This window comes from Minwuia thermotolerans (genome assembly GCF_002924445.1).
GTDB classification, from domain to species: Bacteria; Pseudomonadota; Alphaproteobacteria; order Minwuiales; family Minwuiaceae; genus Minwuia; species Minwuia thermotolerans.
In genome coordinates this window covers 81,790-102,089 of record NZ_PIGG01000010.1, presented here as the reverse complement: position 1 = coordinate 102,089, position 20,300 = coordinate 81,790, and the positions used below count along the sequence as shown (strand labels likewise).

Sequence of the window (20,300 nt, the reverse complement as noted above, 5' to 3'; positions counted from 1 at the left end):
GATCACATGAACCTTTCGCGCTTCACCGAGGTCGACTGGGGCGCCAGCCCGCCTGAGATCCGGGTCCCGCGGGCCTACAACGCCGCGGCCGACTTCATCGACCGTCACATCGCCGAGGGCCGCGGCGAGCGGGTCGCCTTCATCGACGACCGCGAACAGGTCACCTATGGCGAGCTTGCCCGGCGCGTGAACCGCGCGGGCAATGCGCTGAAGGCGCTGGGGCTGCAGCCCGAGGACCGCATCATGATGGTGATGCTGGACACCATCGATTTCCCGGCGCTGTTCTTCGGCGCGATCAAGGCCGGCATCGTGCCCGTGCCCGTCAACACGCTGCTGACGGCCGACGATTACGCCTACATGCTCAGGGATTCGCGGGCCAGGGCGGTCTTCGTCTCCGACGCCCTCTATCCCGTCATCGAAAGCGCGCTGGAAGATCAGCCCTTCGTGCGGGACGTCGTCGTCTCCGGCGAGGCGGCCGGGGGGCGGCCGCGGCTTGCCGACCTCATGGCCCGCGCCGACGCCGATCTCGCGCCGGCGGAGACCCTGGCGGACGAAACCTGCTTCTGGCTCTACAGCTCCGGCTCGACGGGCCGGCCGAAGGGCGCGGTCCACATCCACTCCGACATGGTCAATACAGCGGTCCTCTATGGCCAGCAGATCCTCGGACTGAGCCAGAACGACACCGTGTTCTCTGCCGCCAAGCTGTTCTTTGCCTACGGGCTGGGCAATGCGATGACGTTTCCGCTCTATGTCGGCGGCAAGGCGGTGCTGATGGCGGAACGGCCAACGCCGGAAAGCGTCCTGAAGCGCCTGAACGACCACAATCCGACCGTGTTCTACGCGGTGCCGACGCTCTACGCCGGCATGCTGGCCGATCCGGCGCTCAAGCCGGCACGGGAAGATGCGGACCTGCGTCTCTGCGTTTCCGCCGGGGAGGCCCTGCCGCGGGATGTCGGCGAACGCTGGCGGCAGCGATTCGGCGTCGACATCATCGACGGCATCGGCTCCACGGAAATGCTGCATATCTTCCTGTCCAACCGTCCCGGCGAGGTCCGCTACGGCACGACAGGCAAGCCGGTGCCCGGCTACGAGGCGAAGCTGACCACCGAAGACGGTCAGGCCGTGCCGCAGGGCGAGATCGGCGATCTGTGGATCAGCGGGCCGTCCTCAGCCGTGGCCTACTGGAACAACCGGGCGAGGAGCCTGGAGACCTTCCACGGGCCGTGGACCCGGACCGGCGACAAGTACCTGATCGACGAGAACGGCTGCTATGTCTACCAGGGGCGGTCCGACGACATGCTCAAGGTCGGTGGAATCTGGGTCTCGCCCTTCGAGGTGGAATCGGCCCTGGGCGAGCATGAGGCCGTACTGGAAGCCGCCGTGGTCGGCCGCGCGGACCATGATGGCCTGGTCAAGCCGGAGGCGTTCGTGACCCTGGCGGAGGGCCGCACCGGCGATGACGCGCTGGCCGGGGAACTGCAGGGCTTCGTGAAGGACCGGCTGGCGAAGTACAAGTATCCGCGCTGGATCAACTTCGTCGATGAACTGCCGAAGACCGCGACCGGCAAGACGCAGCGTTTCAAGCTGAGGGACTGACGGGTCTTGGCCGGGTCCGATTTCGTGGAACTGGCCGGCGGCCGGATCGAGTACCGCTGGTACGGGCGGCCGGTCTCCGGCGCCGACGAACCGGTGGTGGTGTTGCTGCATGAGGGTCTTGGCTGCGTCGACCTCTGGCGCGATTTTCCCGATCGCCTCGCCGCGGCGCTGGACCTACGCGTGCTGGCCTACAGCCGCTATGGCTACGGCCGCTCGGCCCCGTGCCGATTACCCCGGCCCATCAGCTACATGCATGACGAGGGCCGGACAGTGCTGCCGGAACTGCTCTCGGCGCTGAAGATCGGCCCGCACCTGCTGGTCGGTCATTCGGATGGCGGCTCCATCGCGCTCGCCTACGCCGCGCTGGCGGCCCGGTCCGGTCTCGTCGGCCTCGTCACCATGGCCGCGCACATCTTTGCCGAAACGGTCAGCATCGAATCCATCGCCAGGGCCCGCGAGGCTTACGAACGCGGTAAGCTGCGCGAGGCGCTGGCCCGCCATCACGGCGACAATGTCGACTGCGCCTTCCGCGGCTGGGCCGATGCCTGGCTGAGCGGCGCCTTCGACGAGTGGAACCTGGTCGACCTGCTGCCGCGAATCGAGGCGCCGTGCCTGGTCATCCAGGGGGAGGGCGACGAGTACGGCACGGAGAAGCAGGTCGACGGCATCGCCCGGGGTGTCGCCGGTCCGGTCGAGACCCTGCTGCTGCCGGACTGCGGTCACAGCCCGCACCGCGACCGCCCCGAGGCGGTCCTGCCAGCCATCCGCCGCTTTTCGGCCTCACTGGCTTGAGCTACCATCCCGGCATGGCGCGAGGGGGCGACAATGACAGAATGGACGACGCGCCGTCGGCGGCACAGCTCAGCTATCTGAGGCGCGGGTTGGTTCAACCCGGGGGCAAGCTGCCGTTGTTCGATGAGGATGGTCAGGCTGTGTCCGCGCGGACAATCAGGATCTGCATCGAGAAGGGCTGGGCCGAGCCATGGTTCGACAATCCGATCAAGCCGGACTGGCTGGTCTGCCGGCTGACGGATGCCGGCCGCCACGCCGCCGAGGGGGCATGATCCGGGTCGTCGCCATGCTGGCCGCCGTCGTGCTTCTGGTCTCGGTGGCTGCGGCCGCCGATGACCGGACGCCCCAGGAACTGTGGGATGCGGCGCGCGGCGGCGAGGTCGAGGCGCAGATCGCGCTCGGCGACTACTACGGCGACCCGGAAGGGCCGGAGCCGAATCCCGAGACGGCCGTCTACTGGTACGGCGAGGCGATGAACAACGGCTCCAGCGAGGCCGCGGCCCGTCTCGGCGAGATGCTGCTCGACGGTGACGGCGTCGAGCCGGATTTCGGCCGCGCCATGGAGGCGCTGGAAATGGCTGCTTCGGCCGGCGACGCGATGGCGCAGTATCGTCTGGGCACCATTCATGCCAACGGCTTCGGCATCGCGTCCCCGGACGCGGCGCGGGCGCGGGGCCTGTTCGAATTGTCTGCGGCGCAAGGTTATCCGGCCGCGCAGGCGACGCTGGGGGTCTTCTATCAGCAGGGCATCGCGGGCGCCCAGTCGAACGAACGCGCGATCGAACTGTTCCGCGCCGCAGCACAGGCCGGTCACCCCCTCGGCCAGTATCACCTCGGCGTCCTGCACCTGACCGAGTTGCTGGGCGAGCCCGACCCCGCTGCCGCGAAGACGTGGTTCGAGCGCGCCGCGGCTCAGGGTCTGCCGCAGGCCGACCTCGCCCTGGCGCAGCTCTACATGTCGGGCAGGGGCGTGAACCCCTCATCCCAGAAGGCTTTCGAACTGGTCCTGCGCGCGGCTCGGGCGGGACTGCCCGACGCCCAGTTCCAGCTCGGCGTCTGGAGCGCTCACGGCGCTTTCGGCGAGCCGGACCAGTCGGAAGCCGTGTTCTGGTATCGCCGCGCCGCCGAGCAGGGCCATCCGGACGCGCAGTACCTGATGGGCAATCATCTGGCGACGGGACGGGGCGTCCGGAAGGACATGGACATGGCGCTGGAATGGCTGGCGGCGGCGGCGCGGGCGGGGCATCCTCAGGCCCGGCAGCGCCTGGAAACCTACAAGGCCATGCAGGACGGCGAAGCCGGGAAACAGGAGTAACGTAAACATGCCTGTGGGTGAGTTCTGGCACCTGGTTGTGGCGACCGCGGTCTTTCTGGCGATCCATGTCATCCCCTCCAGCGTGCTGCGGAACAGGCTGACCGGAGCGCTGGGGGAGGCCGGCTACGCCATCGCCTTCTCGGTCCTCTCGATCGCCGCGCTGCTCTGGATGGTGCTCGCATTCAATGCAGCGCCGCCCGGCCCGGTTCTGTGGATGAACCATGGCGTCGCGCAATACGTCACCCTGGTGCTCATGTTCGTCGCCCTGCTGATCGGCGTCGGCGGCCTGATCGGGCGCAGCCCGACGGCGGTCGGCGGCGGCGGCGTGGCCAGGAAAGGCGACCCGGCCACGGGCTTCCTGCGCATCACGCGCCATCCTTTCCTGACCGGCGTCGTGCTCTGGTCCGTGGCTCATCTGATCGTGCGCGGCGACCTGCGGGCCATCGTCTTCTTCGGCGGCCTCGGCCTGCTCGCCGCGGCCGGCACGGTGCTGATCGACCGCAAGTCGCGCCGCCGCCTGGCGGGGTGGGAGCGCTTCGCCGCCGTCACGTCGATCGTGCCGTTTCTGGCCATCATTCAGGGCCGAAACCGGCTGGTGTTCGGCGAACTGAGGTTGTGGCGCCTGGCCATCGGCTTCGTCGTCTTCATGGCCATTCTGCACGCCCATCCCTATCTGATGGGAACCTATCCGCTACCCGGCTAGGTGAATCCAGGGCTTGCAGACGCGCCCGCGGTCCATATATTAACTATATGGTTAATAGTAAACCGAACCTCGACCGCGTCTTCGGCGCTCTGGCCGATCCGACACGCCGGGCCATCCTGACAAGACTGAACCGGGGAGAGGCGACGGTCGGCGAACTGGCCGAACCTTTCGACATGTCGATGCCGGCCATCACCAAGCATCTCAACGTGCTGCAGCAGGCCGGCCTGATACACCGCCGCCGGGACGGCCGGATGAAACGCTGCAGTCTCAACCCGGAAGGCGTCGAAGCCGCGCGGGCCTGGCTCGCCGACTATCTTGTTGAAAGCGACGCGGCCCGGCGGCCATAAAGGCCCTCATGAACAAGGCCGAACGCGAGGAATTCTTCGCCCGGCTCAGGGCGGCGAATCCTGAGCCCCAAGGCGAACTCGTCTACCACAACGCCTACACCCTGCTGGTCGCGGTGGTGCTGTCGGCGCAGGCGACCGACATCGGCGTCAACAAGGCCACGGGCCCGCTCTTTCAGCTCGCCGACACGCCGGAGAAGATGCTGGAACTGGGTGAGGATCGGGTCCGCGACCTGATCAAGACGATCGGCCTCTACAGGAACAAGGCGAAGAACGTCATCCGTCTCAGCGAGCAGCTCATCGCCGAGCATGGCGGCGAGGTGCCCGGCGACCGCGATAAGCTGGTCAAACTGGCCGGCGTGGGGCGCAAGACGGCCAACGTTGTGCTCAACACCTGGTTCGAACAGCCGACGATCGCAGTGGACACCCATCTGTTCCGGGTATCCAACCGCACTGGACTGGCCAGAGGAAAGACGCCGGACGAAGTGGAGGCCAAACTGCTGAAGCGCGTGCCGGAGCCCTATCGGCGGCACGCCCATCACTGGCTGATCCTGCACGGGCGTTATGTCTGCAAGGCGCGCAAGCCCGACTGTCCGAACTGCGTGGTCAGCGATCTCTGCCGCTACAAGGCAAAGACGACAGCCGCCTGAGGCGCTGTCGTGCTACTCCGGCTTGACCGGCTTGTCGGCGTGCTTGTCGAGCTGATGCGGATTCATCATGCCCATGACGTTGTATCCGGAGTCCACATGGTGGACCTCCCCGGTGACGCCCGAGGACAGGTCGGAGAGCAGGTAGAGCCCCGCGCCGCCGACATCGTCCTGGGTGATCGCGCGCATCAGCGGCGCGTGGTCACGCGTGTAGCCGAAGACATAGCGCGCGTCGCCCACGGCGGCGCCGGAAACGGTGCGCATGGGGCCGGCCGATATGGCGTTGACGCGGATCATCTGGGCGCCGAGGTCGACGGCGATGTAGCGCACGCTGGCCTCCAGCGCCGCCTTGGCCACGCCCATGACATTGTAGCTCGGCATCCAGCGCTCGGCGCCGGAGAAGGAGAGCGTGAGAAGACTGCCGCCCGATTTCATCAGCGGCGCCGCGAGGCGGGCCGTTTCGGTGAAGGAGTAGCAGCTGATCTCCATCGTGCGCTGGAAGTTCGCCGGGCTGGTATCGACATAGCGGCCCTTCAGCTCGCCCTTGTCGGAGAAGGCGATGGCGTGAACGACGAAGTCCAGGTTGTCCCACTGCTGCCCCAGCTTCTCGAAGACCCGGGCCTGATCGCCCGGCTGGCCGACATCGCAGGGTTCAAGGAAGGTTGCGCCGACGGACTCCGCCAACGGCTTCACCCGCTTCAGCATGGCGTCGCCCTGGTAGGTGAAGGCCAGGTTCGCGCCTGCCGCATGCGCTGCCCTGGCGATCGCCCAGGCGATGGAATGATCGTTGGCGACCCCCATGATAAGTCCGCGGCGGCCGGTCAGGATGCCCTCTGTCTTCATCGATCAGTCCGCCAGCCGCTTGAATACGAGGCTGGCGTTGGTGCCGCCGAAGCCGAAGCTGTTCGACATCACGCAGTTGAGGCCGGCATTATCGATCCGTTCGCGCACCAGCGGATAATCGCCCACACCGTCGTCGGCATTGTCGATGTTCACGGACTTGGCGAGGAAGTCGTTTTCCAGCATGAGCAGGGAATAGATCGATTCATGCACGCCGGCGGCGCCCTGGCTGTGGCCGGTCAGGCTCTTGGTGGAGCTCACTTTCGGGAGGTTCTCGCCGAACACCTCGCGGATTGCATTCAGTTCGATGATGTCGCCGACCGGGGTCGCGGTGCCATGGGCGTTGATGTAGTCGACCGGCGTGCCGCCGACGGTGCCCAGCGCCAGGCCCATGCAGCGTTTCGCCCCCTCGCCGGAGGGCGCGACCATGTCAACGCCGTCGGAAGTGGCGCCGTAGCCGACGACCTCGGCATAGATCTTCGCGCCGCGGGCGCGGGCGTGCTCCAGTTCCTCCAGAACGACCATGCCGCCGCCGCCGGCGATGACGAAACCGTCGCGGTCGCGGTCATAGGCGCGGCTGGCTTCCGTGGGCCGGTCATTGAACTTGCTCGACATCGCGCCCATGGCGTCGAACAGCATCGACAGCGACCAGTGCAGCTCTTCGCCGCCGCCGGCGAAGACGATGTCCTGCTTGCCGAGCTGGATCGATTCATAGCCGTTGCCGATGCAGTGGGCGCTGGTGGAGCAGGCGGACGAGATGGAGTAGCTCATCCCCTTGATCTTGAACGCCGTCGAGAGGTTGGCGGAGTTGGTCGAGCACATGCATCGCGGAACCATGAACGGGCCGATCCGCTTCACGCCCTTCTCCCTGGCGATGTCGGCCGCCTGCACCTGGTTGGAGGTGGAAGGTCCGCCGGAGCCGGCGATCAGACCGGTGCGCGGATTGGATACGTCGTTCTCCTCCAGTCCGGCGTCGGCGATCGCCTCCTTCATCGCGATGTAGTTGTAGGCGGCGCCCGGTCCCATGAAGCGCAGCACGCGCTTGTCGATGTGGTCCGCCGGATCCAGCTTGATCGAGCCGTGAATCTGACTGCGCATCCCGAGTTCGGCGTATTCGTCCGCGAAGACGATACCTGACCGGCTTTCCCTGAGGCTGGCCGTCACCTCTTCCTTGTTGTTGCCAATGGAAGAGACGATGCCGAGGCCCGTGACGACTACTCTTTTCAAGGCGCAGCCCTCAATTGTTGGCGGTGGTAAACAGTCCGACCCTCAGATCGTTGGCGCGGTAGACCTCCTCGCCGTCGACCTTGACCACGCCATCCGCGATGCCGAGGACGAGCCGGCGCGCAATGGTGCGCTTGATCGACAGGTGATAGGTGACCAGCCTGGCCGTGTTCAGGATCTGGCCGCCAAGCTTGACCTCGCCCACGCCCAGTGCGCGCCCCTTGCCCGGCAGGCCAAGCCAGCCCAGGAAGAAGCCGACCGACTGCCACAGCGCGTCGAGACCGAGACAGCCGGGCATCACCGGGTCGTTCTCGAAATGACACTTGAAGAACCAGAGGTCCGGCTTGACGTCGAGCTCGGCCTCCAGTTCGCCCTTGCCGTACTCGCCGCCGTCCTGGTTGATCTTCGTTATGCGGTCGAACATCAGCATCGGCGGCAATGGCAGCTTCGCATTGCCTTCTCCGAACAGCCGCCCATGGCCGCATTCAAGCAGTTCTTCATATGTGTAGCTGGACTGACGTTCGCTCAAAAGGTCGCCTCGATAGGTGCTCGGCCGGACCCGGCGGTCCGGCGGTGGTTGGTGCGGAACTCCGCGGCGACTATAACCGTAACATCTTGGCCGCAAAACCCGAATGTCCCGGCGACGGGACCTCCGCCGGTCCCGCGGCGAGAGGGGTTCCGTTCGCCTGTTCTCCTCGCTATATAAGCGATATGTCGGAAACCGAAACATCGAAGCTCGTCGATCGTCTCCGTGCGGCCCGTCTCAGGCCGACGCGCCAGCGCGTCGCGCTGGCGGAACTGATCTTCGACGGCGGCGATCGCCACCTCACGGCGGAGCAGCTCTTCGACGAGGCCTTGAGGGCCGGCGTCGCCGTGTCGCTCGCCACCGTCTACAATTGCCTGCACCAGTTCCGCAAGGCGGGGCTGGTGCGCGAGGTCGTGGTGGATCCGGGGCGATCCTATTTCGACACCAATGTCAGCGATCACCACCATTTCTATCATTCCCGCACCGGTGAACTGATCGACATTCCCGGCGCGGCGATCGCGCTGGGCGACCTGCCATCGGCCCCGAAGGGCATGCGCGTCGAGAGCGCCGAGGTGATCATCCGCCTGTCCGACGAATAGCTGCCGGCAAGAAGTATTTGCAATCGCGTCGCAACTGCATTAGTTTAGAATTATTCTAATCTAGTTGACGCTTCCTCCATGCTTGGCTAGAAATACTGCGAGCGCTGCGAAGGCGCCGCGCAATGCCAAGCATCACCTGGAGGAGAGCACCATGCAGCTCAAGGGAAGCAAGACCGAACAGTCCCTGAGGGAAGCCTTTGCGGGCGAATCCCAGGCCAATCGCCGCTATCTCTATTTCGCGCAGAAGGCCGACGTCGAAGGCTTCAACGACGTCTCGTCGGTCTTCCGCTCGACCGCCGAGGGCGAGACCGGCCACGCGCACGGCCATCTGAAGTTCCTGGAGGAGGTCGGCGACCCGGCCACCGGCGAGCCGATCGGCTCCACCCAGGAGAACCTGAAGGCTGCCATCGCGGGCGAAACCCACGAATACACCGACATGTACCCGGGTATGGCGAAGACCGCGCGCGACGAGGGCTTCGACGAGATCGCCGACTGGTTCGAAACTCTGGCCAAGGCCGAGAAGAGCCACGCCGGCCGCTTCCAGAAGGCGCTGGACACGCTGGGCTGAGCAGCCCTGCCGACGTTCGGGCGGTCCCTTACGGGGCCGCCCGCTCGTCCGACTGCAAGATCATTTCCCGTTACGTCATTTATCAGGAGCCATCGACATGAGCGAAGGCGGTCTCGAGGCGCCCCAGCGCATTCCGCTCAACTGGCAGGATCCCGAGTTCTACGACGCCGAGGCCATTGATGCCGAACTGCGCCGGGTCTTCGACATCTGTCATGGCTGCCGGCTCTGTTTCAATCTCTGCGACAGCTTTCCCCGGCTGTTCGATCTGATCGACGAGAGCGAGACGGGCGAGCTGGACAGCGTTTCCTCGGATGGCTTCAAGCCCGTCGTCGACGCCTGCACGCTCTGCGACATGTGCTTCATGTCGACCTGTCCCTACACGCCGCCGCACGAGTTCATGCTCGATTTCCCGCACCTGATGCTCCGCCACCGCGCCGCCGAGCACAAGGCGAAGGGCAAGGGCTTCTGGGACGATCAGCTTACCCGCACCGACCGCAACGGGCGCCTCGCCGGCATGGCCGCGCCGCTGGCGAACTGGGCCACGAAGACCGGCAACGGTCTGACGCGACCGATCCTGGAGGACGTGGCCGGCGTCGACCGCAAGGCCGAGCTGCCGAAGTTCCATTCGAAGAGCTTTGCCTCCCGCGCCGCGCACGGCCCCGAGGTGAACCGCGAGGCGCCGGCCGCCGGGCGCAAGGCGGTGCTCTACGCGACCTGTTTCGTGAACTACAACAACCCCGGCATCGGCGAGGCGACCCAGGCCATCCTGGCCGCCAATGGCGTCGAGACCGTGGTCGAGTATCCCGAATGCTGTGGCATGCCGCAGCTCGAGCACGGCGATCTGGCCGATGTCGCCGGCCGGGCCCGGCGCGTGGCCGCGGCGATGAAGCCCTGGCTGGACGATGGCTATGACATCATAGCCCTGGTGCCGTCCTGCGCGCTGATGCTGAAATTCGAATGGCCGCTGCTGCTGCCCGACGACCCGGCGGTGAGGCGTCTGGCCGAAGCCACCCGAGACGTTGCCCAGTACATCGTCGAGATCGCCAAGGGCGAGGGACTGGCTGTGAAGCCGAAGCCGCTGGACGGCGGCGTCAGCCTGCATCTGGCCTGTCACGCGCGGGCCCAGAACATCGGCCAGAAGGCGGCCGAGATGCTGCGCCTGATCCCCGACAGCGATCTCAAGATCATCGAGCGCTGCTCGGGCCACGGCGGCAGCTGGGGCATCAAGAAGGAGAACTTCGAGACCGCGCTGAAGGTGGGCAAGAACGCCGCCCGGGCGGCCGGCCGCGAAGGCAAGGAATACGTGGCTTCGGAATGCCCGCTGGCCGGCATGCACATGCTCCAGGGCATGGAGATCCTCAACGGGGAGAACCCGGACAACTTCCATGCGCCGCCGAAGACATCACATCACCCGGTAGAGCTGTTTGCCCGGGCCTGCGGCCTGATCTGAACGATGTCCACGGCGCCGGCGCCTGTCCATGCCGGGACGGTGTCCGCCCGCCGGGCGGGGACAGCCAAACTGATGGAGACCGTAGAATGCAGATCGAGAGCAAGACCGAACTGAAGCCCGAGGACATCATTCCGGTCGAGGAATTCGAGGCGCGCCGCAAGGAGCTTCAGGCCGAACTCCGCGCCCACAAGAAGCACCGCCGCGTCGATGTCGGGCCCTTCTGTTCGGTCTATTTCGAGAGCTATTTCACCATGTGGTGGCAGGTCCAGGAGATGCTCCGGGTGGAGCGCGGCGGCGACGCGCAACTCGCCGACGAGATCACGGCCTACGCGCCGCTGATCCCTGGCGGCCGCAACCTGACCGCGACCATGATGATCGAAATCGAGGATCCGGTGCGCCGTCACCGCGAGCTTTCGACCCTGGGCGGCATCGAGGAGACGGTGGCTCTTGTCATCGACGGCGAGACGGCGAAGGGCGTGGCCGACGACGACGTCGACCGCACGACCGCCGACGGCAAGGCGTCCTCGGTGCACTTCTTCAGCTTCCCGCTGAGCGAGACGCAGGCGGCGGCGCTGAAGAAGGGCGGCGCAGAGGTGCAGCTCCGCATCGGGCACCGCAACTACAACCACATCGCGATCCTCTCCCCCGACCAGGTGGCTTCCCTGGCCGGCGATCTCGTCTGAGCGTCGACGTTGCCGGGCCTTCGGGATTGGCGTATTGAGAATGACGACAAGATCAATAAGCCACAGGGAGGCATGATCATGAAATTCCTAGCCGCTACCGCTGCCGCCGCGGCGCTGGTTCTCGCCGCTGGCGCGGCCCATGCCGACTGCCAGGACGGCGAAACCGTCATCAAGTTCAGCCACGTCACCAACACCGACAAGCATCCCAAGGGCATTGCCGCCAGCCTGCTGGCCGAGCGCGTCAACAAGGAGATGGACGGCAAGGCCTGCATGCAGGTCTTCCCGAGCTCCCAGCTCTACAACGACGACCAGGTGCTGGAGGCGCTGCTGGCCGGCGACGTCCAGCTCGCCGCGCCGTCGCTGTCGAAGTTCGAGAAGTTCACCAAGAAGTTCCGCATCTTCGATCTGCCCTTCGTCTTCACCGATGTCGACGCCGTCGACCGCTTCCAGAACTCGCCCGACGGGCAGAAGCTGAAGACGTCGATGGAGCGCCGCGGCCTGACCGGGCTCGCCTTCTGGCACAACGGCATGAAGCAGATGTCGGCCAACAAGCCGCTGATCCACCCGTCCGACGCCGAAGGCCTGAAGTTCCGCATCCAGCAGTCGGACGTGCTGCAGGCCCAATTCGAGGCGATCGGCGCCAATCCGCAGAAGATGGCCTTCTCCGAGGTCTACGGCGCGCTGCAGACCGGCGTGGTCGATGGTCAGGAGAACACCTGGTCGAACATCTACGGCCAGAAGTTCTTCGAGGTTCAGGACGGCGTGACCGAGACCAACCACGGCATCATCGACTATCTGGTGGTGACATCCACGGACTGGTGGAACGGCCTCGACGCCGATGTACGCGATCAGTTTTCGACCATCCTCGCCGAAGTGACCCAGACCCGGAACGCCGAATCCACCTCGGTCAACGAGCACAACAAGCAACTCATCATCGCCGCGGGCAGCCCCGTGCGCACCCTCTCGGCGGAACAGCGCCAGGCTTGGGTCGATGCGATGAAGCCCGTCTGGGACCGGTTCAAGGACGACATCGGTCAGGACCTGATCGACGCCGCCGTCTCCTACAACGTCTCCAACTGACAGGCGCCGCGGGCCGCCGTATTCGTACGGCGGCCCGACCGGCCGCCCGGGCGGCCGGGCCGGGGGGACCTCAGGGTGAATGCCGAGCCGAAATCCGGCGCAGGCCGGGTCGTCGACCAGATCGAGGAGACGCTGATCGCCCTCCTGCTCGGCTTGATGACGCTGGTGACCTTCGCCAACGTCATCGCCCGCTACGTCTTCAACGACAACATTCTCTGGGCGCTGGAGACCACGGTGTTCCTCTTCGCCTGGCTGGTCCTGCTGGGCGCGTCCTATTGCGTGAAGATCACGGCGCATCTGGGAGTGGACGCGGTGATCGGTCTCGCCTCGCCGCCGGTGCGCAGGATCCTGGTCCTGACCTCGGTGGTCTGCTGCCTCGCCTTCTCGATCCTGCTGCTGATCGGCGCCTGGCAATACTGGTCGCCGTTCTTCGGCCGGCAGGTCTGGTACGAGGTCAACGACATTCCGATGCCGGCCTTCCTGCAGTTCCTCTCCGACTGGCTGAACGAGGGCGAGCGCTATGAGAAGATGCCGCGCTTCATCCCCTATTTCGCCCTGCCGCTGGGGATGGCGCTGCTCACCTTCCGCTTCCTGCAGGCCGGCTGGCGCGTCCTGAAGGGCGAGCAGGAGACGCTGATCGCCGCCCACGAGACCGATATCGACAGCGCCGGCGTGGCGCCGGTCGACCGGATCACCGACCTGCCTGACCCGGGGGAGCGACGCTAGTCCATGGAAGTCGCGCTTCTCTTCACCATGGTGATCGGGCTGCTGCTGATCGGCGTGCCCATCGCCGTCGCCCTCGGCCTGTCATCGATCGGCTTCCTGCTGATCTTTTCCGACAGCTCGCTCGGCTCCATCGCGCAGACGCTGTTCAACGCCTTCGCCGGGCACTACACGCTGCTGGCGATCCCGTTCTTCATCCTCGCCTCCGCCTTCATGTCGACGGGCGGCGTGGCCCGGCGCATCATCCGCTTCGCCATCGCCTGCGTCGGCCATCTGCGCGGCGGGCTGGCCATCGCCGGCGTCTTCGCGTGCATGCTGTTCGCGGCGCTCTCCGGCTCGTCTCCGGCTACCGTGGTCGCCATCGGCACCATCGTCATCGCCGGCATGATCAAGGTCGGCTACAGCCGCGAATTCGCCGCCGGTGTGATCTGCAACGCCGGCACGCTGGGCATCCTGATCCCGCCCTCCATCGTCATGGTGGTCTACGCCTCCGCGGTAGACGTCTCGGTCGGACGCATGTTCCTGGCCGGCGTCATCCCCGGCCTCGTCGCCGGCGTCATGCTGATGATCGGCATCTACATCGCCGCCCGCATCAAGGGCCTGCCGGCGCAGCCCTGGGCGGGCTTCCGGGAGATCCTGGAATCGGCGATGGATGCGGCCTGGGGCCTGTTCCTGATCGTCATCATCCTGGGCGGCATATACGGCGGCATCTTCACGCCCACCGAAGCGGCCGCGGTGGCGGCGGTCTACGCCTTCCTGATCGCCAACTTCGTCTACAGGGACATGGGCCCTCTGAAGGGCGGCAGAAAGCTGTGGCGCAACCCGGCCGCGCTGCTGACGGCCTTCGTCCACCCGGACACCAAGGCGACGCTGTTCGAGGCCGGCAAGCTGACCATCCTGCTGCTGTTCATCATCGCCAACGCGCTGATCCTGAAGCATGTGCTGACGGACGAACAGATCCCGCAGTCCATCGCCAGCGCCATGCTGGAGGCCGGATTCGGGCCGATCATGTTCCTGATCGTGGTCAACGTGATCCTGCTGATCGGCGGTCAGTTCATGGAGCCCTCTGGCCTGATCGTCATCGTCGCGCCGCTGGTCTTTCCCATCGCCATCGAGCTTGGCATCGACCCGATCCATCTCGGCATCATCATGGTGGTGAACATGGAGATCGGAATGATCACGCCGCCCGTCGGGCTCAACCTGTTCGTGACTTCCGGCGTCGCCGGGATGCCGATGATGGCCGTCGTCCGCGCGGCCCTACCCTGGCTCGGGATCCTGTTCCTGTTCCTGATCCTGGTGACCTACGTGCCCTGGCTGTCGACCTTCCTGCCGACAGCCTTCATGGGCCCGGAGATCATCACGCAGTAGGCGCGCGCAATCCGCGCAAAGAAAAAAGAGCCGGATCCTTCGATCACGGCTCTTTTCGTTGTCGCCTTCGCTGGACCGGCGGCGCGCATCTGTCGGCGGCGCTCGACCGGCTTCCTCCCGAGACTTGGGCGTCGAGGTTTCAGGGTATGGCCGGAGACACCGTTACGCAAGCACAATGCTTAACGAACAGGCGTCATGCCGCCATTTTGTCCAGCTCCTGAATCAGGGCGTCGGTCATCGTCGCCGTCGAGACGGCGGCCATGCCGCTCGCCATGATGTCGGGGGTGCGCAGGCCCTTGGCGAGGACGTTGTTGACCGCCTGCTCGATCAGGTCCGCATCCTCCGGCAGGTCGAAGGTGTAGCGCAGCGACATGGCGTAGCTGAGCAGTGTCGCCAGCGGATTGGCCTTGCCCTGGCCGGCGATGTCGGGCGCAGAGCCGTGCACCGGCTCGTAGAGCGACTTGCGCCGTCCGCTCTCGTCCACGTCGCCCAGCGAGGCCGAAGGCAGCATGCCGAGCGAGCCGGTCAGCATCGCCGCGGCATCGGAAAGCATGTCGCCGAACAGATTGTCGGTGACGATGACGTCGAACTGCTTCGGCGCGCGGACGAGCTGCATGGCGCAGTTGTCGGCGTACATGTGGCTGAGCTCGACGTCGGAGAACTGTTCCCCGTGGAGCTTCGTCACCTCCTCGCGCCAGAGCACGCCGGACTCCATCACGTTCGCCTTCTCCACCGAGCAGACCCGGTTGGAACGCTTGCGGGCGAGATCGAAGGCGACGGCCGCGACACGCCGGATTTCGGACGTGGTGTAGACCTGAGTATTGACACCACGGCGCTCCCCGTTGGGCAGGGTTTCGATGCCGCGCGGCTCGCCGAAATAGACGCCGCCGGTCAGCTCGCGGATGATCATGATGTCCAGGCCGGCGACGATCTCGGGCTTCAGCGTCGAGGCCTCGACCAGTGCATCGAAGCAGATTGCCGGGCGGAGATTGGCGTACAGACCGAGATCCTTGCGCAGCCGCAGCAGGCCGCGCTCCGGCTTCCGCTCGAAGGGCAGGTCGTCCCACTTCGGGCCGCCGACGGCGCCCAGCAGCACTGCGTCGCAGTTCATGGCCTTGTCGACGGTCGCATCGGTCACGGGCGCGCCGTGTTTGTCGATGGCGGCGCCGCCCACCAGATCCTCGTCCACGTCGAAGCTGACGGCGCGGCGCCTGTCCATCCAGTCGATCACCTTGCGGACCGTGCCCATCACCTCCGGCCCGATGCCGTCGCCCGGCAGGATCAGCAATTTGCGGTTCGAAGCCATTTCGTGTTTTCCCCTCGTGCGGTCATTTCAGTTGTCATCCCCGACCGGTCCGGGACCGCCGGACGACTCGGGGATCGGGAGCCGAACTGGCGTGAGCCGCCGCCCGATCCCCGCGCGCCGCGGCGCGACGGCGGGGATGACAGAAACATGGATCAGGCGCGATACAGCCAGGGCTGCGCGTTCTTCTGGCCGCTCTCGAAGCTGTCGATGGCGGGCGCGGACTGCATGGTCAGGCCGATATCGTCCAGGCCGTTCAGCAGGCAGTGCTTGCGGAAGGGGTCGATCTCGAACTCGAAGACCTTGCCGTTGGAAGCCTTCACCGTCTGCGTCTCCAGGTCGACCTCCAGCTCCAGGCCCTCGGCCGCGTCCGCCAGCAGGTAGTCGACCGCCTCCTTGGGCAGGGAGACCGCCAGGATGCCGTTCTTGGCGCAGTTGTTGTAGAAGATGTCGGCGAAGCTCTCGGCGATGACGCAATGGATGCCGAAGTCGAGCAGCGCCCATGGCGCGTGCTCGCGGCTGGAACCGCAGCCGAAGTTCTTCCCCGCGACCAGGATCTTCGCGCCGCGATAGGGCTCCCGGTTGAGCACGAAATCCAGGATCTCCGCGCCGTCGTCGGCATAGCGCGCCTCGTCGAACAGATGCACGCCCAGGCCTTCCCGCTTGATCGTCTTCAGGAACTGCTTGGGGATGATCATGTCCGTGTCGATGTTGTTGACCTTCATCGGCGCGGCGATGGCCTTCAGCCGGTCGAATTTCTGCATGTCTGCCTCACTCCCTCGGGACGCGTGCGCATTGTCATAGCGCCGGGCGGCGCATAGTTAAAGTACAAGCCGATCCTCGGCGACGGAGATCAGACCCATGCCCACGGACGCCCGCTTTCCCGACCCGAAGGACGAGACCGCCTCGGCGCGCTATCAGGCCAACGTCAAATCGATCGTCATCACCTATCTGCTCTGGTTCTTCCTCGGCTGGCTGGCGCTGCACCGCTTCTATCTCGGCCGCTGGGTTTCCGGCCTGATCATGCTGCTGATGTGGGCCGCCGGCAGCGGCCTGGCCTTCATCCTGATCGGCTACTTCCTGCTGATCCCCTGGGCGGTCTGGTGGTTCCTCGACCTGTTCCTCATTCCCGGCATGGTGCGGGCGGAGAACAACGCCGTGGTCGACCGGATCGAGCGGGGCTACTGACCCGTCAGCCCTGATAGTCGCGGACGTCGGCCAGCTTGCCGGCGATCGCGGCCGCGGCGGCCATGGCCGGGCTCACCAGATGGGTGCGTCCGCCGCGGCCCTGCCGGCCCTCGAAGTTCCGGTTGGACGTCGACGCGCAGCGCTCGCCCGGCTCCAGGCGGTCGGCGTTCATCGCCAGGCACATGGAGCAACCGGGTTCGCGCCAGTCGAAGCCGGCCTCGACAAAGATCCGGTCCAGGCCTTCCTGCTCGGCCTGCTCCTTTACCAGGCCGGAGCCGGGCACGATCATGGCGTGGACATTGCCGGCGACCTTGCGGCCCTTCGCGATCGCTGCGGCGGCGCGCAGGTCCTCGATCCGGCCGTTGGTGCAGGAGCCGATGAAGACCTTGTCGATGGCGACATCGGTCAGCTTCACGCCGGGCTTCAGGTCCATGTAGGTGAGCGAGCGTTCCATGGAACTGCGCTGGATCTCGTCGTCGATCTCGGCGGGGTCGGGTACACGGCCGGTGATCGGGGCCACGTCCTGCGGGCTGGTGCCCCAGGTGACGTGCGGCGCGATGTCGGCGGCGGCAAGCTCGATTTCCTTGTCGTAGCGCGCGCCGGGATCGGAGGCGTAGGACTTCCAGTACTGCACCGCCTGTTCCCAGGCGCCGGCCTTCGGCGCCATGGGGCGGCCCTTGAGATATTCGAAGGTGACGTCGTCGGGCGCGATCAGGCCGGCGCGGGCGCCCGCCTCGATCGACATGTTGCAGACGGTCATGCGGCCTTCCATGGACAGGCCGCGCATGGCCGAGCCCGCATATTCGATGACGTGGCCGGTGCCGCCGGCGGTGCCGGTGCGGCCGATGATGGCCAGGATCAGGTCCTTCGCCGTGACGCCGACGGGCAGATCGCCCTCGACGGTGATGCGCATGTTCTTCGACTTGCCCTGCAGCAGGCACTGGGTCGCCAGCACGTGCTCCACTTCGGAGGTGCCGATGCCGAAGGCCAGCGCGCCGAAGGCGCCGTGAGTTGCCGTGTGGCTGTCGCCGCAGACGATGGTCATGCCCGGCTGGGTGAAGCCCTGCTCCGGGCCGATGATGTGGACGATGCCCTGGCGGATGTCGTCCATGCCGAAATAGGGCACGCCGAAATCGGCGCAGTTCTTCTCCAGCGTCTCGACCTGGATGCGGCTTTCCTCGTCGGCGATGCCGACGCTGCGGTCCGTGGTGGGGACGTTGTGGTCGGCGACGGCGAGCGTGGCGTCGGGACGGCGCACCTTGCGCCCGGCCGTGCGCAGACCCTCGAAGGCCTGCGGGCTGGTCACCTCGTGGACCAGATGGCGGTCGATATAGAGGATGGCGGTCCCGTCCTCGCGGTTCTCGACGAGGTGGGAGTCCCAGATCTTGTCGTAGAGGGTCCTAGGCGCGGTCATGATCGGCAGTCTCTTCCCCGGGCAGGCTTGGCATGAATTGCGCTATTCCCTAGGCTCCGGCGGGCGTCAGGTCAATCGCAATGGCGGGGAAGGGGCCGGGGTTCAGGGCGCGCGCTGGCGCATGGCGCGGCGCAGGCCGATCTCGTCGAGGCGGAGCTGCTCCCGGCGGTCCGCGGCCTTGCGGCGTTCCAGCCGGCGCCGTTCCAGGACGATCTCGTAGCGCTTCTTCTCCTGGAACGCTTCCGTCACCTGCTCGCGGGCGAACTCGAGCTGCCGGTCGACCTCGGCCAGCGACTCGCGCAGGCGAACCTGGCGATCCCGCGCCGTCTGGATGAAGCGGCCGAGGCCGTCCGTCAGCAAGGGATCGGTCCGGGCGGAGCGCATCTCGTGGGCGATCTCGTTGTCGATGGAGATGATGCGGTCGGCGAAGCCCTGCCGCATCGCCTCCAGGTCGTTCACCGTGCGGCGCTTCTGCTCCAGGTCCAGCCGGACCATCTCCACCAGGCGTTCCAGAGTCTTCATGCTGCGGCCCTCTCGGCCCGGACGATGCCGGCCAGTTCGGCGAAGCCCTCGTCCAGCGGCGCCTTCTCGTTCATGTCCTGCGTCAGGAAGGCCTCGAGCTGCGGGTTGTAGGCGATGGCCTCGTCGATGCGGGGATCGGCGCCCTTGCGGTAGGCGCCGATGCGGATCATCTCGCCCATCTCCTCGAAGGTCGCCAGCAGTTCGCGTCCCCGGCGCACCACCTGGCGCTGTTCGGGCGTCTGGCAGGCGGGCATGGTCCGCGAGATGGACTTCAGGATATCGATGGCCGGGTAGCGTCCGCGCTCGGCGATCGAGCGGTCGAGAACGATATGGCCGTCCAGGATGCCGCGCACCGCGTCGGCCACGGGCTCGTCATGGTCGCCGCCCTCCACCAGAACGGTGAACAGGCCGGTTATGGCGCAGCCATTGGCGCCCGGGCCGGCGCGTTCCAGCAGCTGCGGCAATTCGGCGAACACCGAGGGCGTGTAGCCCTTGGAGGCGGGCGGCTCCCCGGCGGAAAGGCCGATCTCGCGCTGGGCCATGGCGAAGCGCGTGACGGAATCCATCATGCACATGACCTCGCGGCCCTCGTCGCGGAAGAATTCGGCCAGCGTCAGGGTCAGGTGCGCGGCCTGGCGGCGCATCAGCGGCGGCTCGTCGGAGGTCGAGACCACGACGATGGACCGGGCCAGTCCCTCGGGGCCCAGATAGTCCTCGACGAACTCCTTCACCTCGCGGCCGCGTTCGCCGATCAGGCCGATCACGGCGACGTCGGACTCCGTGTACTTGGCGAACATCGAAAGCAGCACCGACTTGCCCACGCCCGAGCCAGCGAAGATGCCCATGCGTTGGCCGCGGCAGGTGGTCAGGAACGTGTTCACGGCGCGGACGCCGGTATCCAGCGGCTCGCCCACGCGGTCGCGCAGATGCGCCGAGGGCGGGCGGGCGCGCAGCAGGCAGGTGCGGGGGCCGGCGACGAGCGGCGGGCCGCCGTCGATGGGTTCGCCCAGAGCGTTGACCACCCGGCCGAGCCAGGAAACGTCGGGGCGGATTTCCGGCTGGTCCGACTTGACGGCGGCCTTGCAGCCGATGCCGACGCCGTCGAGCGCGCCGAAGGGCAGGGCGAGCGCCTGGTCGCCGCGGAAGCCAACGATCTCGGCTTCCACCTGGCGGCCGTCGCGGGCCGCCAGCTCCACGCGCGCGCCGACGCTGAGCCGCCAGGCGATGCCGGCGATTTCGACCATCAGTCCCTGGACGGCCGAGACCCGTCCGTAGTGGCTGCGCGACGAGATCCGATCAAGTTCAGCCAGCAAAGTCCGCAACGCGCCGATCCCCTATCTCCGGTCCCGATGACTGGAGCGATGATTCCCCGGTCAGGCTTAATTCCGGGTAAACACGATGCAGGTCACGGTTAT

The 20,300-nt window shown here is 66.4% G+C and carries 23 protein-coding genes; 15 read left to right on the top strand and 8 right to left on the bottom strand.

Annotated features, from left to right (window positions below):
* Positions 1-6: 6 nt before the first annotated feature.
* Genes CWC60_RS01635 through nth form a run of 7 tightly spaced genes read left to right on the top strand, consistent with a single transcriptional unit; the run spans position 7 to position 5,400 of the window.
* On the top strand, positions 7-1,596 hold the full coding sequence (locus CWC60_RS01635; protein WP_109792310.1) for a benzoate-CoA ligase family protein: 1,590 nt from the start codon (positions 7-9) through the stop codon (positions 1,594-1,596).
* A 6-nt stretch (positions 1,597-1,602) separates the two neighbouring features.
* Entirely contained in the window at positions 1,603-2,388 is a 786-nt protein-coding gene (locus tag CWC60_RS01630; protein WP_109792309.1) for an alpha/beta fold hydrolase, read from the top strand.
* A 14-nt stretch (positions 2,389-2,402) separates the two neighbouring features.
* Positions 2,403-2,660, top strand: a complete 258-nt coding sequence (locus tag CWC60_RS01625) for a hypothetical protein (RefSeq protein WP_420891141.1) — start codon at positions 2,403-2,405, stop codon at positions 2,658-2,660.
* Positions 2,657-3,703 carry a tetratricopeptide repeat protein gene (locus tag CWC60_RS01620; protein ID WP_164516311.1) on the top strand — a complete coding sequence of 349 codons (1,047 nt, stop codon included), beginning with the start codon at positions 2,657-2,659 and terminating at the stop codon, positions 3,701-3,703. The genes CWC60_RS01625 and CWC60_RS01620 overlap by 4 nt, the downstream gene beginning before the upstream one ends.
* A 7-nt stretch (positions 3,704-3,710) precedes the next feature.
* Entirely contained in the window at positions 3,711-4,406 is a 696-nt protein-coding gene (locus CWC60_RS01615; RefSeq protein WP_109792307.1) for an NnrU family protein, read from the top strand.
* A 47-nt stretch (positions 4,407-4,453) separates the two neighbouring features.
* Positions 4,454-4,753 (top strand): ArsR/SmtB family transcription factor, encoded by a 300-nt coding sequence (locus CWC60_RS01610; RefSeq protein WP_109792306.1) that lies wholly within the window; start codon positions 4,454-4,456, stop codon positions 4,751-4,753.
* Between the two features lie 8 nt (positions 4,754-4,761).
* On the top strand, positions 4,762-5,400 hold the full coding sequence (nth, locus tag CWC60_RS01605; protein WP_109792305.1) for an endonuclease III: 639 nt from the start codon (positions 4,762-4,764) through the stop codon (positions 5,398-5,400).
* A gap of 12 nt (positions 5,401-5,412) precedes the next feature.
* Here nth and CWC60_RS01600 read toward each other — a convergent pair whose 3' ends face one another.
* Genes CWC60_RS01600 through fabA form a run of 3 tightly spaced genes read right to left on the bottom strand, consistent with a single transcriptional unit; the run spans position 5,413 to position 7,990 of the window.
* Positions 5,413-6,240 (bottom strand): enoyl-ACP reductase FabI, encoded by an 828-nt coding sequence (locus CWC60_RS01600; RefSeq protein WP_109792304.1) that lies wholly within the window; start codon positions 6,238-6,240, stop codon positions 5,413-5,415.
* A 3-nt stretch (positions 6,241-6,243) separates the two neighbouring features.
* Positions 6,244-7,464 carry a beta-ketoacyl-ACP synthase I gene (fabB, locus tag CWC60_RS01595; protein WP_109792303.1) on the bottom strand — a complete coding sequence of 407 codons (1,221 nt, stop codon included), beginning with the start codon at positions 7,462-7,464 and terminating at the stop codon, positions 6,244-6,246.
* 10 nt (positions 7,465-7,474) lie between these two features.
* On the bottom strand, positions 7,475-7,990 hold the full coding sequence (fabA, locus tag CWC60_RS01590; RefSeq protein WP_109792302.1) for a bifunctional 3-hydroxydecanoyl-ACP dehydratase/trans-2-decenoyl-ACP isomerase: 516 nt from the start codon (positions 7,988-7,990) through the stop codon (positions 7,475-7,477).
* Between the two features lie 182 nt (positions 7,991-8,172).
* Between fabA and irrA the strand changes: the two genes are divergently transcribed.
* From irrA to CWC60_RS01555, 7 genes are all read left to right on the top strand, one after another.
* Positions 8,173-8,586: an iron response transcriptional regulator IrrA gene (irrA, locus tag CWC60_RS01585; protein ID WP_206419712.1), complete on the top strand. Its 414-nt coding sequence runs from the start codon at positions 8,173-8,175 to the stop codon at positions 8,584-8,586.
* A 151-nt stretch (positions 8,587-8,737) separates the two neighbouring features.
* Complete coding sequence (locus CWC60_RS01580; protein ID WP_109792300.1) at positions 8,738-9,154, top strand: rubrerythrin family protein; 417 nt, start codon at positions 8,738-8,740, stop codon at positions 9,152-9,154.
* 97 nt (positions 9,155-9,251) lie between these two features.
* Positions 9,252-10,604 carry a heterodisulfide reductase-related iron-sulfur binding cluster gene (locus CWC60_RS01575; RefSeq protein ID WP_109792299.1) on the top strand — a complete coding sequence of 451 codons (1,353 nt, stop codon included), beginning with the start codon at positions 9,252-9,254 and terminating at the stop codon, positions 10,602-10,604.
* Between the two features lie 86 nt (positions 10,605-10,690).
* Positions 10,691-11,287, top strand: coding sequence for a DUF3501 family protein (locus CWC60_RS01570; protein WP_109792298.1), 597 nt, complete (start codon positions 10,691-10,693; stop codon positions 11,285-11,287).
* 78 nt (positions 11,288-11,365) lie between these two features.
* Positions 11,366-12,367 carry a TRAP transporter substrate-binding protein gene (locus CWC60_RS01565; protein ID WP_109792401.1) on the top strand — a complete coding sequence of 334 codons (1,002 nt, stop codon included), beginning with the start codon at positions 11,366-11,368 and terminating at the stop codon, positions 12,365-12,367.
* Positions 12,368-12,442: 75 nt separating this feature from the next.
* On the top strand, positions 12,443-13,093 hold the full coding sequence (locus tag CWC60_RS01560; RefSeq protein ID WP_241147883.1) for a TRAP transporter small permease: 651 nt from the start codon (positions 12,443-12,445) through the stop codon (positions 13,091-13,093).
* Between the two features lie 3 nt (positions 13,094-13,096).
* Positions 13,097-14,458: a TRAP transporter large permease gene (locus CWC60_RS01555; protein ID WP_109792297.1), complete on the top strand. Its 1,362-nt coding sequence runs from the start codon at positions 13,097-13,099 to the stop codon at positions 14,456-14,458.
* Positions 14,459-14,651: 193 nt separating this feature from the next.
* Here the strand turns inward: CWC60_RS01555 and leuB are convergent, their stop codons facing one another.
* Together leuB and leuD are read right to left on the bottom strand one after the other, a co-directional pair.
* Positions 14,652-15,764, bottom strand: a complete 1,113-nt coding sequence (leuB, locus tag CWC60_RS01550; RefSeq protein WP_109792296.1) for a 3-isopropylmalate dehydrogenase — start codon at positions 15,762-15,764, stop codon at positions 14,652-14,654.
* Between the two features lie 152 nt (positions 15,765-15,916).
* Complete coding sequence (gene leuD, locus CWC60_RS01545) at positions 15,917-16,525, bottom strand: 3-isopropylmalate dehydratase small subunit (RefSeq protein ID WP_109792295.1); 609 nt, start codon at positions 16,523-16,525, stop codon at positions 15,917-15,919.
* 97 nt (positions 16,526-16,622) lie between these two features.
* Between leuD and CWC60_RS01540 the strand changes: the two genes are divergently transcribed.
* Positions 16,623-16,949: a TM2 domain-containing protein gene (locus CWC60_RS01540; protein WP_109792294.1), complete on the top strand. Its 327-nt coding sequence runs from the start codon at positions 16,623-16,625 to the stop codon at positions 16,947-16,949.
* Between the two features lie 4 nt (positions 16,950-16,953).
* Here the strand turns inward: CWC60_RS01540 and leuC are convergent, their stop codons facing one another.
* The 3 genes from leuC to fliI all read right to left on the bottom strand — a co-directional run bounded on the left by leuC (position 16,954) and on the right by fliI (position 20,207).
* Entirely contained in the window at positions 16,954-18,363 is a 1,410-nt protein-coding gene (gene leuC / locus CWC60_RS01535; protein WP_109792293.1) for a 3-isopropylmalate dehydratase large subunit, read from the bottom strand.
* A gap of 102 nt (positions 18,364-18,465) precedes the next feature.
* Positions 18,466-18,885, bottom strand: a complete 420-nt coding sequence (locus CWC60_RS01530) for a flagellar FliJ family protein (protein ID WP_109792292.1) — start codon at positions 18,883-18,885, stop codon at positions 18,466-18,468.
* Positions 18,882-20,207 (bottom strand): flagellar protein export ATPase FliI, encoded by a 1,326-nt coding sequence (fliI, locus tag CWC60_RS01525; RefSeq protein WP_109792291.1) that lies wholly within the window; start codon positions 20,205-20,207, stop codon positions 18,882-18,884. Before fliI ends, CWC60_RS01530 begins: the two co-directional genes overlap by 4 nt.
* Positions 20,208-20,300: the final 93 nt, after the last annotated feature.